The following is a 14,733-nucleotide window of genomic DNA, read 5'->3' as shown; positions in this document are numbered from 1 at the left end:
GACCGACGCGGGATCAGACCTCGGATGTCGGCGGGCTGGACGACACCGTCGAGGACCAGCAGCGTCCGTGAGGACGGCGGCAACGCGGGTGTGACCGGTGTGCGCCTCGGCGATTCCAGAGGCGTCATAGTGTGGCTGTTCACCGCTCAGCTCTTGGAGCGCGGCGAGGATCTCGGCGCGGCTGCCTGCGCTGACGAAGATCGGGCGCACCAGATCGGAGTGCATGGCCACGAACTGTGTTGCGACGCTGGTCTTTCCGCATCCGGTCATGCCACGCAAGACGACCGGGGCCACCGGCGAGGAGCTCCCGAGGTCGAGCCGGGCCGCGATGTCGGCAAGTACCGCGGACCTCCCCACGAACCGGGCGTCGGCTTCCCAACGGAAGCCGATCTCGGGCAGCGCACCCGAGAGCAGGTGGTCGTGCTCACCGAGCAGGATCGATTCCGCTTCCGACGCTGGGAGCAGCCGCGTCGCCAAGGCTGCGGCGTCGCCCGTGTCCAAGCGCGGAAACCAGCTCGTGACGAGGTCCAGTCGCGAGTCCGCCGCGGGTGGGACCGGCTCGGCTTTGCTCAGGTTGAGGATGCGACGCCACAGCGCTTCGAAGCACTGACCGGCGAACTGAGCCGCTCCCGCGCGCTCCCGGCCAGCCAGGAAGCGGCGGGTGGCTTCGGTGCCGCTGGCGAGGATTTCCTTGCGCCGGGGAAAAGGGTCTTCCAGCAGTTCGAGGTCGGCCAGGAACCGTTGCGCGTCGGGCACGGCGATCTTGGCCCTGCGCGCGAACCAGGTTACGAACTCGGCGTCGGGCTCACCCGTGGCGGCGAGGCTGATCTGCGACTTGCGTGCCTGACCGACGATCCCAGCACTCGTCCAGAAGGCCGGCTTGCAGGACTCGCCGGCGGCGGCCCACCATTCGTAGAGTCCGGTGAGTACGTCGTCCTTGTCGAGCTCTGTCGGCCCCCACCCACTGTTGCCTTCGACCCGGTTGGGCTCGCGGTGCTTGATCGAGACGAGTGTGGGCCGTTGACGCTGGTGGAGCACGATCACATCCGAGGAGTGCTGCATGACAACTCCGCAGACATCGCTACCGGCCGCCAGCTCCTGGACCAGCCACAACGCGATGGCGTGCTTTTCGTACTCGTTCCAAGATTCGGTCTGAGGCCCCCTGTTCTTCAAATCCACAGGCATCCGCCGAATCTGACCGAGATCGACCCCCTTGTTGGTCATGCCGCGAAGAATAGCGCTGGCCTATGACAACCATGGCGCACTCAACGGGACCATCCTCGTCGAAGGTGGCACGCGACCAGCGCAGCCCGCCGACCGGGCACACGGCGGCAGACCGTAGCGGCACACCTATCGCCCACGCAGGGGCACCGTACCTCATCCGAACGGCAGCGGGTCCGTAATGCGCCCGGGGCCGCAGACGCGAACAGCGGTGCGGGGGTAGGAAGATTGGCGCGCTTCATCCCACCCCCGCACCGCTGTTTGGTGCCCGCTCACGACCCGGCGGGCCGCCATGCCGGGTTATCGGTCGAGGATGGCGTTGGCGGCGGCGGACGGGTTGTCGAAGATGCGGCCGTTGGGCAGCAGGATTCCGCCTTCGGCGGTGACGATCGCGGTGGTCTGGGGCTCGCCGTCCATCTCGAGTGTGGCTCCCACGGTGAGTGCACCGGCGGCGAGCAGGTCAGCCACGGTTACACGCGCTACACGCGGGAAGGGGAACGGGTCGGCGAATTCGTAGTCCAGTTGCCAGCCGGGCGCGCACTCGGCGCAGATGGTGGTGCCGTCGTGGTGCCCGCAGGCGGTGGGGTCGACCACCTCGAAAGCGACGTGCCGCTCGCGGGTGACACGCTCACCGGTGAGCACGAGGGTGTAGGACTCGTCGAGGCGGGCGGTGATGATCTTGCGCATTGGTCTTCTCCTTCGAATCGGCGGCTTGGCGGTCAGTAGCGCCACATGCAGTCGATCCCGTCCGGGGTGGGGTACAGCATCACTGGCGCGGACCGCACCGGCGCAGGATCGCCGTCGTAAGCCAGCATCAGCTCGGCGATGTCCTTTCGTTGCAGCGCAGGACCAGGCGGCAAGCGACGCTGCGGAATTCGGGATTTGAGAAGCGGCAGAGCCCAGCCTGCTGCTCGCAGCGCGCGCAGGCGCGGCGGCAGGGGCCGCCGTTGTCGAGGCAGGTGAATGCGAACCGCAGACCATCCGCGCGGGAGACGCTGACCTCCATCTCGTGGTGGTGGTCCACGGTGAACTCGTCGTACACGCCAGTAATGAATGACCGGGCCGTCCATGAGGATGATCTCGAATGCGGAGATGAAGCCGTCGGCTTCGTCCTCTGAATCGACGATTTCGAGGATGCGCTCGATGCGGTCCTCACCGAGGGTGTCTCCGACCTTCAGGTCGTCTGCGGCCACGCGGGACCCGATCTCGAAGAACGCCATGGGAATTCGACCTCCAAAGGTTGGGTGGAACGGGTGGGCAGGGTCAGCGGGGCAGGGCGGCGGCCAGGGGCCAGGGCGCGGCGTTGATGCAGATGACGACCTCGGAACCGGTGTGGAGTTTGCGCAGGATGCGCACGGCTCCGGCGGCGTATCCGGCAAGGTCGGCGTGAGGGACCTGGCACACGACCGGGGTCGCGATCCCGGTTGATGTCGAGCGCAGATGGGCCACGGTGTACATCGCGTCGGGGCCGTCGGTGGTGGGGGCGTAGATGAGGAACTGGTCGCCGCTGCCGAAGTGCTTGGCCAGATACACCACGCGCAGCGCGACCGGCGCGGGCACGGCGGCAGGGGTAGCGGGGGTGTGCGGGGTGGTCATTTCGGTTGTCTCCCATCGTGTTCGGCGGCTGGGTGCCCCGCCCCGGGGTGGGGCGGGGCGGGGGGTGGTCAGGCGTCGCGGACGGCCGCTACGGCGGCGCGGGCGATGGCGGCGGCAATGGCGGCGGGGTCGGTGAGGGTGTGCACGGTCGCGCCGGTCAGCGGGGTGGACCGGGGGTGCGGGGTCAGCCACAGCACCGCGCAACCGCTGGCGCGCAACCGGTCCAGGCGTTTTTGGGCGGCGCGGCGCGGGATGTCCTCGAAGTGGCCGTCGGAGATGATGACCAGCAGCCTCGTGTTCTCCGGGCGGGACAGTCCGAGTGCGCCGTCGAGGGCGTCGATGGCGGTGTCGATGGCCTCGTAGTTGTCAGGGGCAGGGAACTCGGTCACCTTGGCCGGGACGGTGCCGGGGTGGGTGATGGGCAGCACCTTGTTCCCGAAGGTGAGGGTGGCGGTGTCGGCGGGCATGGTGGCCAGGTGCGCGGCGGTGGCCAGGATCCAGGCGGCCGAGGCGGTGTCGGCGACGTAGCGGCCCATAGAGCCGGACCGGTCGCAGGCGATGCCGAGGCGCAGCGGCGGGGTCGGAACGGGTTTGCGGGTGGCGCGGGTGAACGGTTGCGCGGTGGGCAAAGCACCGGCGGCACGCTGGGCTTCCCGCGCCATGACCCCGCGCATACGTACCCGGCCGGGCGGCAGCGCGGAGGTGGTCTTGGTGACCGCGCGTTCGCGCTGGCTGGCGGTGGTGAGCGCACGGGCCAGCGCCCGGGCGGCGGTGCGTTCTTCGGTGCGGGGTGTGCGGGTGCGGTGCCCGTGGGTGCCGGGGCGGATGCGGGTGCGGAACACGGAGGCGGCGGTGATGGCGGCGCGGTCGGCGTCACGGGCCTCGCTGCGGGCGGCGTGGTCGGCGTCGGCGGCGGGGTCGGGCGGGAGCCGGTGCTCGGCAACGGCTTTCGCGATGTCGCCGAGGCTGCCGGAGATGGCGGTGCCGAAGATCGAGCCGGGTTGGGGGGTGGTGTGCGGTTCGGGACCGACGAGGGCGAACCAGCGCCGCCCGAGTTCGAGCATGCCTCCGGCGTTGGTGTCGGAGAGCCGGTGCGCGATGCGCCACAGCGTCCGCAGCTGCCGCAGCAGGTCGCGTCCGAGCACGGCTTCGATGGCGGCGGCAGCGGGCGCGGTTTCGGCGGCGGTGAGCACCCCGGCGTCGACGCGGGCGAGCATGAGGGCGGCGGCGTGCGCGGCGGCGTAGCGGGTGGGGGCAAGGTGCTCGGTGTTGGTGAGCCCGCCGGTGTCGGCGAAGACCAGCTCGCGCACAGCCGCGCGCAGCCAGTGCCGGTCGCCCGGGCGGCGGCGCAGGTGGGCTGCTTCGGCGCGGCCTTCCTCGAGAAGCATTGCCGCCCCGGCGGTCTCGGGTTCCGTCGGGCGGGGCGGGGTGGTCCAGCGGGTGTGACGGGCGTGGGCGCATTCGTGGACGAACGCGCCCCAGGTGGGGGCGTAGCGGGTGCGGTCGGCGGGCCGCCACGGGCGGGCGGTGGCGGGGGCGATGCCCAGGTTCGTGCCCTCGATCGCGATGGCGGCGGTGTCGGGGTCGAACCAGGCCAGCGCGCCTGTGCCCGCGCCGGGGGCGATGGTCACGGTGAGATCGTCGCGCCCGGCGATCGTGGGGGCTTCGGCGGTCAGCGCCACGGACAGGGCCTCCCAGCCGGGGTCGGTGGGCGTGGTGCGCGGGCGGGCGGGGCGGGTGGCGGTCACGTGCGGGGCGGTCATGGCGGGCGGTCCCTTCGGGTGTGGTTCGGGGGTGGGGGCCGGTGTCCCCGGGCGGGTGCCCGGGGACACCGGGGCGGGGTCAGAACTTGAGGCGCGCGCCCAGCGACAGCGGCTTGTAGGCGGTGCCGAATTCGGCCTTGACGACCTCGGCGACGATGGCGCGGTCCTCTTCGGGGGCGGTGCCGATGAGGTTGGCGGCGGCGGTGGCGGGGTTGACCGCAGCGGCGATCTTGGCGAATGCCAACAGCTCTCGCAGTTGCGGAGCCCACCCGATCTCCCCGCGCGTCACCCGCACCGCCAGCGCCCGGGCGGTGGCCACGGCCCGGGCGTCCACCCCCAGCCCCTCGGCGAGCTCGTAGTCCGAGGTCACCTCGACCTGGAACGCGAACCGGCTCGCGAGGGCCTCGGACAGGATCGCGCCGTGCACGCCGGGGTTGTGCCCGGCCACCACGAAGAAACCGGGGGCGGCTTTCACGATCTCCCCGCCGTGGGCCTTGATGACGATCTCGCGGCGGCCGTCCATGGCGGGGTACACCACCGCCAGCACGCTCGGCGGGATGAGGGTGGCGTCATCGACGAACAGCACCGCCCCGGCCTTCATCGCCCGCACGAGCGGGCCGTGCACGAACTCGAAGCGCCCGTCCGGGGTTTGGGTGTACTCGCCCACGAGATCGGCGGCGGTGGTGTCGGCGTCCCCGGCCACGGTGTACAGGTCACCGAAGGCGGCTTCCATGAGGCTGGTCTTGCCGGTGCCGGGCGGGCCGTACACCAGCACCGGCACCTCGCTGGCGCGCATCCGGGCCAGGACCTCGACATCGGGCAGCCCGGCCAGCGCGCGTGGGTGGTAGAGCTGCCCGTTGGGCCGCACCACCGGCCCAACGGGCGCGGTGGCCGCCGGGGCCGAGGCGGCCTTCGTGCGGCGCGCTGCGGGCGCGGCGGGGGTGGCCGGTGCCGGGGCGGCGGGTTTGGCCGTGCGGGGGCGTGCGGCGCGTTTGGCGGGCGCGGTCGGTGCCCCGGCGGCGGGCGTGGTGGGTGCGGCGGCGGCGCTGGCGGTCTCGGCGTTGGCGCGGTAGCGGCGCGGGGTCGTCTGGGTCTGTTCGGCCTGCCCGGCGCGCACCAGGGCGTCGAGGGCGTTGCCGATCGCACCGGAGGACCGGCCGGTGATCTTCGCGATGGCGCGGGGGCTGAATTCGGTGGCGGAATCGTCTGCCAACGTTTGCGCCACCATGCGCCGGAGTTCGCCGTTGCCCAATCGGGTGGTGCTCGGTGCGGTCATTTTCCCGTCTCCTTTTCGAAAGCGAACGAATTCCGGGTGCCCCGCCATTCATGCGGGATCGTCGCACAATGCGGGCGCGGCCGTCATTCGAATTCGTTGATGTGTGGAATTCCCCGGGTACCGCTCGAAGCTAGCTCGACCCGACACCGGAATTCAAGCCGTTTCCGAACAATTCCCGCCCCAATCTCCGCAGGTCAACCGTCGAATTCGAGCAAGCAATCCGGACAATGCAACCACTCCAGCACGCCGAGCGCCGACATAAGGGAATCAAGATCAGAAAAGAAAAAGAGAAGACATGGAGCCGGAAATTCAGGGAATTGACCGGAGCAGAACATGATCGAACCAGGCACGACCGCCAGTAGGCGACGACACCACCCCGCACCCCCTCATGTACCGCTACCCCGTTCGGGGGTAGGACCCTGGGCGGCCAGGGCCACCCACGCACGGCCCTGACCGGCAGGAATGTGGCCCGGCGGGTGGTCGGACTTGATCAGGGCACCGATCCGATCCCCGAACAGACCCCCGATTCGACCCCCGACCCGGACCGGCGTCCCCACGGCGCGCCCTTCGCGCGCATCCGTGTTCGTTTCCGGAGCAGGCTCGCTCTCTCATCCGCCGTTACCGCCCGCGTCTGATACCTCGGCGACTCAGATGAGCGCGAAATGCTCGACCGCGCGAACTAAACCGTTCCGATGTTCAGTGCAGCCGTTCCCCGCACCATTCCCAGCGCACGTTGATATTACCGCAGGCTCCAACGTAGGTCAGCGGAGCCATGTAAACAGCATGTTCTTCTATTCTCAATAGGACCGGAAGGTAAATCGCATGCGCGTGTCACAGGATTCTTCTGTTCGGGCCTTTTCTTGCACCCGCGTCATTGTTGCGGGTGCGTGATGGATCAGACAGCTTTCTCATCTCGTTGGTTCATGAGTGTCCGGCAATGTTCTTCGCGGAGGCTTTGTGCGAGGTCGATTGTTTCCGGGCTGGGCTTTTCTCCGATTTCGGCGAGGCGCTGGGTGAGCAGGGCGAGGGTGGTGGGGACCACGAGGTGTTCGCCGAGGCGGGCATGCAGGCGCAGCAGGTCTTGGTAGAGGCGTTCGTTGTAGGGGTCGTTGTCGATCGCGGCTTCGAGCAGGTGCAGGGTCGCGCGCGGGTTGTCAGCGACGAGCAGCTGGGCGAGTGCGCCGACGGCGGTGGTGGTCTCGCGCCGCGCCGCCTCGCGCAACGGGGCGAGCCAGCCGGCATCGAGGTCCGCGGCGAGGACGCCGGGTGTGGCCAGCTCGATGATGGCTGTGCAGGCCGTGCGGCGCTGGGCGTCGGTGTTCGCGCGGCGGCGCTGCTGTACGGCGTCTCGGAACTCGCGGTAGTCGATGGTGGTGACGGCGGGATCGAGGCGGTAGCGGTCGCCCTCGCGTGCCAGCGGCCGGGTCACGGTGTCTTCGGTGGCGGCGGCGATCGCGGCACGCAGTCGCCCCAGGGCGGTGTGCACGGCGCTGGCCGGGTTGCGCGGACAGTGCTCGCCCCACAGCGCCTCGATCAGCTGGGAGCAGCTCAGTCCGTCGGGATGGGTGGCCAGTACCGCGATCAGCTCGCGGGTGCGCGGCTGCAGCCGCGTGGTGATCTCGGTTGAGGTGGCGGGCTGGCCTTCTGGCCCCGACGCGGGCCGCCAGATCACCCGCAGCGGCCCGAACAGCCGCAAGGCCAGCACTCGTGCGGTCTCGATCGTTTCGGCCGGGAGCGTGGCCGACGGCACGGCCACCGGTGCTGGGCGGGAATCGGCGCAGTTGGCGGTGGTGGCCGGCGAGGTCGCCGACTCACCCGGTGAGCTCGGTGCTCGGGTGTGCTGGCCGTTGGTGCACATCGCCGCCAGCGCCTGCGCGAGCGGGACGGTGTCGGGCTGGCCGGTGTGCGGGCTGGTGATCGTGTAGACCCGGGGAGCCGAGCGGGTGGTGCGGAATCGGTTACCGCGAGGCCACCGTGCTCGCCGCGGCACCGGGCGTGCGGTGCCGGTGAGGGCGACGTGCAGGGCTTCGGCAACCGCGTGGGCGGCGGTACCGAAGTCGCTGGCACGCCACTGGTTTCGTCCACCCCACAGGTCGGCGGCCTCGGCGGGCGCGTACGGCAACCAGCCCAGCACCGCGACCGTGGTCTCGGCAGCGTGTTCTGCGGGTTCGGAGCCGATCACCACCATCGCGACGCGGATGCCGTGGGCCGCCGCTTCGCGCACGTTCGGCTCTGAGGCGACTTCCTCGATGTCGCGGGCGCGGGCGACGAGCACGAGCAGGTCGGCGCCTGGTGTCGAGGCTGCGATCGCGGTGGCGGTGCCGCAGTCGGCGAGGATGAGGGGGGCGCGCACCCAGTCACGGCCCGGCCCGGGCCGCAGGGCGAGGGGGTCGAGCACGGTGGCGGTGGCCGGTACGGCGGAGGCGGCGAGGTAGGCGACTCCGGCCCGATGCCATTGCAGATGCTTCGCCAAGTCGAGACCGACCTGCCCGTCTGCGTGTGTGCGGGCGGTGCGGAGGCTGGCCAGCCCGCGCCCGGGGTCGCCGCCGCAGCAGCGGGCCAGGGTGCCGCCGCGTGGATCGGCTTCGGTCAAGATCACCGGTTGGCCGATGGGCCAGGCGGCGGCCAGGGCCAGGGCGGTCGTGCTCACCCCGGTTCGCTCGTGTGTCCCTGCGACTGCGATCAGCATCGCGACCACCTCCTCTTCTGTTCGATCATGGTGTTGCCGTATCGGTTTCGGCTCGTCGGTTCTCAAAGATGGGCTATCGCCGTGATCACCGCGCCCTCGGCAGCGGTGGTGGTCGAAATCTGTTGCCGCCATAGGTGTTCGACTCCGCCGGGGTGGGCTTCGCGGATCTCGACCTCGTGTAGCCCCGCAGCCAGGGTCGTGATGGTGGCGCAGTAGGTGGTGCCTGCGGGCAGCGAGTCGATCCCGGCCTGGATCGCTGCGGGCTCGGGGATCGACGCGGAGGCGGCGACGAGCTGGCGTGCCCGCTCACCGGAACGGGCGAGGTAGTAGGCGGCCTCGAACACTGTGATCGCGTGCGCTCCGTCGGTGGCGCGGAGCCGGTCCGGTCCGGCCACCGCCGCGGCGAGGTCGCCGCGCGGGGTGGTCGTGGCGCAGCCTGGCGCGTTACCGCTGACCACCCGCCGCGCGGACGCAGACGCAGTGGCCGTGGGGCCGCCGCTGGAGGCGGGAGCACCGTCGCGTCCGATCACGACATCGGCACCGGTGACCACCAGCCCGAGCACACCGATGCCCACCATCACCGCGCGCCACGGAGATCGGCGCGGGGCGGGCGCGGGCCGCGAAGGTCGGTCGGTGTCGGCTTCGAGGGTGCTGGTGGTGTGCACGGTCAGCCACCGACGCAGGTCCGCCGGGATGTGGTCGGGTTCGTCGAGCAGGAGCTCGGCGCCCTCACCGGCCCAGTCGCCGTCGTTGCCGTGTGTGGTGGTCATCGGCACCACGCGGGGAGGTGGGCCAGCGCGGCATCGATCACCGCGTGGGCCGGGGGTTCGACGGCGGCGACGACCGGGGCGAGGGCCTGCTCCGCCAGTGGTGTCCACTGCTCGGGCTCGGTTGCCATCTTCTGCACCCAGCCCAGCTCCTCGGTGATCGAGGCTGGCTCGCCGCCGATACCGGTGCCGAGCACGGTCTCGGTCGCGGGGCCGGCGAGTCCGGCCTCGTCCAGCACGGTCGAGGCGTGATCGACGACGATGGTGTTCCAGGCACGCTCGTGGTCACTGATCTGAGTCGGCAGCCAATCCGGAGCCGGGACCACGGCCGCACCGAACCGCAGCTCCGGTCCAGCAGCGTCCTGTGCGGTGACCGACTCTGAAAACAGTCGCGCGGATGGTCCCTGCACCGCACGCGGCGGCACCGACTGCTGCGGAGCGGCCGAGACCGGGCGCGGCTGCTCGGTCGCGGGCTCCGGCACCGCCACCGCGACCGCGCCGGGGGCTGCGCTGTCCGGGGTGGCCGGGCCGGTGTTCGGGGCCGTGACGGTGGCCGGTGGGGCCGCGATCAACCCGGCCTGGCCGTGGGACGGGGGATCGGGCACCAGTCCCGGCTGCCCATCGGCGGGCGTGCCTGTGGCGGGCACCGCGCACACCAGCGTGGCCACGGCCGCGCACGCGGCCATCGCCAGCCGTGCCCGCGCACCCACCGCGCCCCGCCGGACCAGCCTCGGCCGGTGTGCCCCTGCCCGGGCACTGGGGGACACCGCCGGTATCAACCCCGCCAGTGGCCGTCCCCGCAGTGAGGTCCATAGCGCGCCCGCACGCAGGGTCCGCGCATGCACTACACGGACACCGAATCCGTTGGCCGCCAGGAAATCTCCGATCACCACTGCGCGTCCGCAGACCGGATGTGCCAGACGAGTCGGGGCGACCGCGATCACCACCGCCACATCGGCTCCGGGGACGGCATCGCCGGGAATACTCACGGGCACGTCGACATCCAGACGTGTCGACCGCACGCATCGCTGCACTCGGCCCGCGCGCAGCCACACCACCCACAAGCCCACCGCAGCGGCCGAGCCACCAGCTCTGTGCGAGGCGATCGCCATCGCGCTCGATTCGACCGATGCCGTCTTCTTGCTCATCAACCAGTTCATGACCGACCTCCTCGAGAGGTGTCCGGCACACGCGAAGATCACCGGATGGCCCGCAAACGGGTGCAGGAGCATCTGCACGCGTCTACGAGCACCGGATGCACCGCGCGGACGCGGGACACAGGTGTATTGACAGAATTTCGTGAGTGAATCGCGCCAGAACCAAGCCCACCCCCACAACCGGGGGTGAACGCGCTGTGCGCTCATCCAGCAGCTGCCAGCGCAGCCGTGGGAATAATGCTGACCCGCGAGGCGAAGCGAGAACACTTCACCCCGGACGAGCCGAGCAGGTTGTGCATCGACGTTCGCGCCAACCGCCAGACATCAAACTCAATAGCTGGACAATTGCCTCGATGGACCACCCCGGGTTTGAGGGAGACCGTTGGATCTGGAGAGGATCGACGGTATGGCAGGGAACTCGAGATATCCGGCGGAGCTGCGCGAACGCGCGGTGGTGTTGGTCGCGCAGTATGAACGCGAGTTGGCCGGAGGCCGGGGCGCGATCGCCCGGGTGGCGCGTGATCTGGGCGTTCACAAGGAAGCCTTGCGGCACTGGGTGAAGCAGGCCAAGGCCGCCGAGCAGGCCGGTAGCGTGGCCGCGGCGGTGCCGGTGCCGGAATCGGTGGCGGCGAAGAACGCGCGGATTCGTGAGCTGGAGGCCCGGTTGCGGGAGGTCGAGCGGGCGAATCAGGTACTCAAGGCGGCGTCAGCTTTTTTCGCCCGGGAACTGGACCCGCCACCGCCGAAATGGTGAAGTTCATCGACGGGCATCGGGACCGGTTCACGGTCACCGAGCTCTGCGATGTCCTGCAATTCCGCTACCAGACATACTATTCGGCGAAGAACCGGGAGGCGAATCCGTCCGCGCGGAGTGTGCGGGACGCGGAGATCCTCGCGGAAATCGTTGCGCTACGCGAGAAGGACGAGGGTCGGCGCCGTGATTACGGGCACGGAAGATGTGGCGGGAACTTCGCCGGGCCGGTGTCGAGGTGGCGCGGTGCACGGTCGAGCGGGTGATGCGCGGCAACGGGCTGACCGGGCTGGTGCCGGTGCGGCGGCGACCCCGCACGACCATCCCGGGCAGTGCGTCGGATCGACCGAAGGACTTGGTGGACAGAGACTTTCGCGCACCCGCCCCGAACCAATTATGGGTTGCGGACATCACCTACATCGAGCTGTCCGGTGGTCGGTTCTGCTACGCGGCGTTCGTCACCGATGTGTTCTCGCGGGCGATCGTGGGCTGGCAGGTATCGGATTCGTTGAAAACCGATGTGGCCCTGGATGCGTTGGAGATGGCGTTGTGGAAACGGCGCTTGAAATTGAGTCGCGCGTTGGTACATCACGGGGATCGGGGCGTGCAATACACGGCGATTCGCTATGGCGAGCGGCTGGCCGAGGCGGGGATCGCGCAATCGGTTGGCAGTACTGGGGATTCGTATGACAATGCGCTCGCCGAGTCGGTGAATTCGCTGTTCAAGAAGGAGCTGATCGACAAGTACGTGTGGCATGATACGAACGACGTGATTCGGGAGACCGCTGCCTGGATTCGTTGGTACAATCACGAGCGGCTGCATTCCTGGTGTGACTATCGTCCACCGTTGGAGTTCGAGCAGGCCTTCTGGGAAGGCCGGAGCCAGCAGCCCGCGGCAGCATGAGACATTCGTAGTCGGTAGTCAGGTCTCAACCAAAGCCGGGGCGGTCCACCCCATCGCGGGTTTCCAAAGGCCGCGCAGTCGCGTCCGGTCAGACCCGCCTGACCCGGCCTGCCGCCTCGTTCCACGCCAGGCCTGAGAGTCCACCCTGGTGGCACACAACGTCAGGTGAATTCCTGACGACGGGCGGGTATCGCCCAGACCGGTCACCGACATGCCCGGGCGTGCCGCTGTTCCGAGAGTGCACCGGTTCGGACCAGGACGCCGGTGCACTCGCCCACTCCCTCCCCTCCGGGCAGGAAGTCGCACGGGGACCTCACGGCCGACATTCCGTGCCGCCACCCCGGCTGCCAGGTGTGACACCGAGTGCACCCGCGCTCCAGTCCCTCAGCAGTCTTCCGGATCTCCTGCACCGCGATGGCACGTCGCCACGCCGCAGTATTCGGGCAAGGCGATGTCGCGAACCGGGGGTCGCCGCGCAGTCCCGGGGGTATCAGGATCCTTGTGATCACCCACCGCCCCGGGGAGTGACCGATGAACACACCGCGCCGACACCGCATGCCAGCCACACGCACGGCACGCCCGCATCGGGCGCTGTCCGCCACTGCCGACGACATGCCGCATCACGGTCCCCCACCGGCAATTCACGCGCCGCACAGCGCCACCAGAAGTGGTCGAGCGCATTACGTAGTAGCGAGTCTGACGGACACTAGGAATTTCGACACACCTTTACCATAATCGGTCAGCCGGATTGCTTGGTCCACTACCGCAAATACCTCGCTCGGTCGAATATCCCATCTCGTAATGCTCACATACACCCGCGCCAAGGTGACGAGTTCTGCCGTGAATCGGATTTCACAATTCGAAGGCACTTGATATTCCATACACGTTGGAGCGTGAATATCAACGCACGGTTATTATTGCCGATTCCGAATAGCTCGTCGATCGACATCGAATCACCGACAGAAGAAGGTGTACCCATTATGGACGACCCATGTGAACACTGGATGAGCACCGATGAGGTCGCTCAGCACCTGAAGATTCCCCCGAAGACGCTAGCGAATTGGGCCTCACTGGGAAGAGGGCCTCGCTTCGCGCGAATTGGCCGATTTCGCCGTTACAAGCTGAGCGACCTGATTGCTTGGGAGCAAACGTTGCCATATCGGGGCGAGACCCCCTCCCGAGACATCACCGACGATCCCCGAAAAGCCGCCTGATCTGGCGACATACAAGTTAGAAGGGAGGAAGTTGCATGGCACAAGCAGCCCTGGAACCCGGCGCTATGCCGTCGAAAGACAAACTCGTTCCAACAAAAGGCGCAGACGGCATATGGAGGATATCTCAGGTTCGCCACCGCGCCTATAGCGGAGAATACGTTCGCACCAGCGGCAGTGGTAGAACACGTCGAGCATGCTTGGAAGACTGGGAGTGCAACTTCAAAAGGAATGTACATAAAGGTTCGAAGCGTCGGCGCCAATCGAGTACCAGAACACTGTTCTCCCCTACCGACAAGATGAGTAAAATTTTTGCCGAGCTGGATGCAGCTTATAAGGCAAAGGTGCAGGCGGGCAAGATGTCTGAAGACACCTACAACAACTATCGTTGCTGCATCTACCCCCCGACGAAGAATGCGAAGCGCAGCAACAACCCTGACGCATTCAAGCTCGACACTGAGATGGGGAGCCTCAGCATTGCTGAGGCAGCCGATGCTGCGTGGATTGCAGATTTCCTGGACGAGGTGGCCGATAGCGCACCCAGTACCGCCTACCATCAATATCGTCAGTTGTGCTCCGCATTCAAGCTCGCGGTATTGCGCAAGGGCATCGCAGCCAGCGCCAACCCCATGCCGTACGTGCCTCGGCCGACAAGCGACGGTGCGAAGCCTCGGCCGCTCAGCCCCATGGAGCAACGCAGCGTCCTACAGCGGATCGATACATGGCTGGACGATGGTCGCGGTGAGAGCCGTTATCTCCGGCTGTTGTACTTGCTTCTGCGTGGCACGGGGATGCGGCCGGGTGAGGGACTTGCTGTCCGCTGGTGCGACATCACGAAGGAAGACTTCGACGGCGTCGCTGGGTCCGTACTGCGTGTCTGTGGCACGGTCAGATGCAAATCCAAGACCGGTCCGTACCGAAATCCTGGGCGCAAGAGCGGTAACGAATACAGGCTGGTACTCCCCGACTGGCTTGCTGCCGAGCTGGACACCGAGAAGGAGAAGGCCGCCCCCGCCCTCGAGACCCTGCCGATTCTTCGAGGCCCCCGTAGCGCTTCAGGGTCCTGGGTAAGCGTGTCCAACGCCCGCATGGCTGTCTACGCCATGCGGAAGGGCAGCGAGTTCAAGACATTCCGCTTGTCGGATCTGCGAGACACAGTGGCCACGCACGTCGCCACGATGACCGGTGACGACGAACGCGCCAGCGCCCAGCTGGGGCACATGGATGGCAACAAGTCGATGGCTCAGCGTCACTACATCCACCAGGGCATTCGCCGCATGGTGGCGGTCGACAATGCGGCGGTCATGGAACTACTGGATCCGGCCAAAATTACACCAAACTTACATTTTTCGGCCCGTTCCAGCAGCCAGCAAGCCCCTGACCAGCGGAAATAGCTAG

At 68.2% G+C, this 14,733-nt stretch carries 12 protein-coding genes; 4 read left to right on the top strand and 8 right to left on the bottom strand.

Annotated elements, in window-relative coordinates:
• Nucleotides 1-1,521: 1,521 nt before the first annotated feature.
• The 8 genes from QMO76_RS34390 to QMO76_RS34355 form a co-directional block, all read right to left on the bottom strand.
• A complete protein-coding gene (locus QMO76_RS34390) occupies nt 1,522-1,908 on the bottom strand; it encodes a hypothetical protein (RefSeq protein WP_306365555.1) in 387 nt (128 codons plus the stop codon).
• Between the two features lie 32 nt (nt 1,909-1,940).
• Nucleotides 1,941-2,441 carry a hypothetical protein gene (locus QMO76_RS34385; protein ID WP_306365554.1) on the bottom strand — a complete coding sequence of 167 codons (501 nt, stop codon included), beginning with the start codon at nt 2,439-2,441 and terminating at the stop codon, nt 1,941-1,943.
• A 43-nt stretch (nt 2,442-2,484) separates the two neighbouring features.
• Nucleotides 2,485-2,817: a hypothetical protein gene (locus QMO76_RS34380; RefSeq protein WP_306365553.1), complete on the bottom strand. Its 333-nt coding sequence runs from the start codon at nt 2,815-2,817 to the stop codon at nt 2,485-2,487.
• Nucleotides 2,818-2,885: 68 nt separating this feature from the next.
• Nucleotides 2,886-4,580 carry a hypothetical protein gene (locus QMO76_RS34375; protein WP_306365552.1) on the bottom strand — a complete coding sequence of 565 codons (1,695 nt, stop codon included), beginning with the start codon at nt 4,578-4,580 and terminating at the stop codon, nt 2,886-2,888.
• A 79-nt stretch (nt 4,581-4,659) separates the two neighbouring features.
• Nucleotides 4,660-5,856, bottom strand: a complete 1,197-nt coding sequence (locus QMO76_RS34370) for an AAA family ATPase (protein WP_306365551.1) — start codon at nt 5,854-5,856, stop codon at nt 4,660-4,662.
• 895 nt (nt 5,857-6,751) lie between these two features.
• On the bottom strand, nt 6,752-8,506 hold the full coding sequence (locus QMO76_RS34365) for a hypothetical protein (RefSeq protein WP_306365550.1): 1,755 nt from the start codon (nt 8,504-8,506) through the stop codon (nt 6,752-6,754).
• A 101-nt stretch (nt 8,507-8,607) separates the two neighbouring features.
• The gene (locus QMO76_RS34360) at nt 8,608-9,315 is read right to left on the bottom strand and encodes a hypothetical protein (RefSeq protein WP_306365549.1); all 708 of its coding nucleotides are present in this window, start codon (nt 9,313-9,315) and stop codon (nt 8,608-8,610) included.
• Nucleotides 9,312-10,472: a hypothetical protein gene (locus QMO76_RS34355; RefSeq protein ID WP_306365548.1), complete on the bottom strand. Its 1,161-nt coding sequence runs from the start codon at nt 10,470-10,472 to the stop codon at nt 9,312-9,314. The genes QMO76_RS34360 and QMO76_RS34355 overlap by 4 nt, the downstream gene beginning before the upstream one ends.
• A 403-nt stretch (nt 10,473-10,875) precedes the next feature.
• On the opposite strand from QMO76_RS34355, the gene QMO76_RS34350 reads away from it, so the two are divergent.
• The 4 genes from QMO76_RS34350 to QMO76_RS34335 all read left to right on the top strand — a co-directional run bounded on the left by QMO76_RS34350 (nt 10,876) and on the right by QMO76_RS34335 (nt 14,729).
• Entirely contained in the window at nt 10,876-11,223 is a 348-nt protein-coding gene (locus tag QMO76_RS34350; RefSeq protein ID WP_306365547.1) for a transposase, read from the top strand.
• Between the two features lie 202 nt (nt 11,224-11,425).
• Nucleotides 11,426-12,124 (top strand): IS3 family transposase, encoded by a 699-nt coding sequence (locus tag QMO76_RS34345; protein ID WP_306365546.1) that lies wholly within the window; start codon nt 11,426-11,428, stop codon nt 12,122-12,124.
• An 893-nt stretch (nt 12,125-13,017) separates the two neighbouring features.
• Nucleotides 13,018-13,338 carry a helix-turn-helix domain-containing protein gene (locus QMO76_RS34340; RefSeq protein WP_306365545.1) on the top strand — a complete coding sequence of 107 codons (321 nt, stop codon included), beginning with the start codon at nt 13,018-13,020 and terminating at the stop codon, nt 13,336-13,338.
• A gap of 296 nt (nt 13,339-13,634) precedes the next feature.
• Complete coding sequence (locus QMO76_RS34335) at nt 13,635-14,729, top strand: hypothetical protein (RefSeq protein ID WP_306365544.1); 1,095 nt, start codon at nt 13,635-13,637, stop codon at nt 14,727-14,729.
• Nucleotides 14,730-14,733 lie beyond the last annotated feature (4 nt).

This window comes from Nocardia sp. CC227C (assembly GCF_030767025.1).
Lineage (GTDB): Bacteria > Actinomycetota > Actinomycetes > Mycobacteriales > Mycobacteriaceae > Nocardia.
This window is presented reverse-complemented; position numbering and strand designations above follow the sequence as displayed.

What these genes read in the sequence shown, in the direction of transcription:
- QMO76_RS34360 (WP_306365549.1), bottom strand. Translation starts at nt 9,315, where the DNA reads ATGACCACCACACACGGCAACGACGGCGACTGGGCCGGTGAGGGCGCC.
- QMO76_RS34350 (WP_306365547.1), top strand. Translation starts at nt 10,876, where the DNA reads ATGGCAGGGAACTCGAGATATCCGGCGGAGCTGCGCGAACGCGCGGTG.
- QMO76_RS34385 (WP_306365554.1), bottom strand. Translation starts at nt 2,441, where the DNA reads ATGGCGTTCTTCGAGATCGGGTCCCGCGTGGCCGCAGACGACCTGAAG.
- QMO76_RS34355 (WP_306365548.1), bottom strand. Translation starts at nt 10,472, where the DNA reads ATGAACTGGTTGATGAGCAAGAAGACGGCATCGGTCGAATCGAGCGCG.
- QMO76_RS34390 (WP_306365555.1), bottom strand. Translation starts at nt 1,908, where the DNA reads ATGCGCAAGATCATCACCGCCCGCCTCGACGAGTCCTACACCCTCGTG.
- QMO76_RS34370 (WP_306365551.1), bottom strand. Translation starts at nt 5,856, where the DNA reads ATGACCGCACCGAGCACCACCCGATTGGGCAACGGCGAACTCCGGCGC.
- QMO76_RS34335 (WP_306365544.1), top strand. Translation starts at nt 13,635, where the DNA reads ATGAGTAAAATTTTTGCCGAGCTGGATGCAGCTTATAAGGCAAAGGTG.
- QMO76_RS34380 (WP_306365553.1), bottom strand. Translation starts at nt 2,817, where the DNA reads ATGACCACCCCGCACACCCCCGCTACCCCTGCCGCCGTGCCCGCGCCG.
- QMO76_RS34345 (WP_306365546.1), top strand. Translation starts at nt 11,426, where the DNA reads ATGTGGCGGGAACTTCGCCGGGCCGGTGTCGAGGTGGCGCGGTGCACG.
- QMO76_RS34375 (WP_306365552.1), bottom strand. Translation starts at nt 4,580, where the DNA reads ATGACCGCCCCGCACGTGACCGCCACCCGCCCCGCCCGCCCGCGCACC.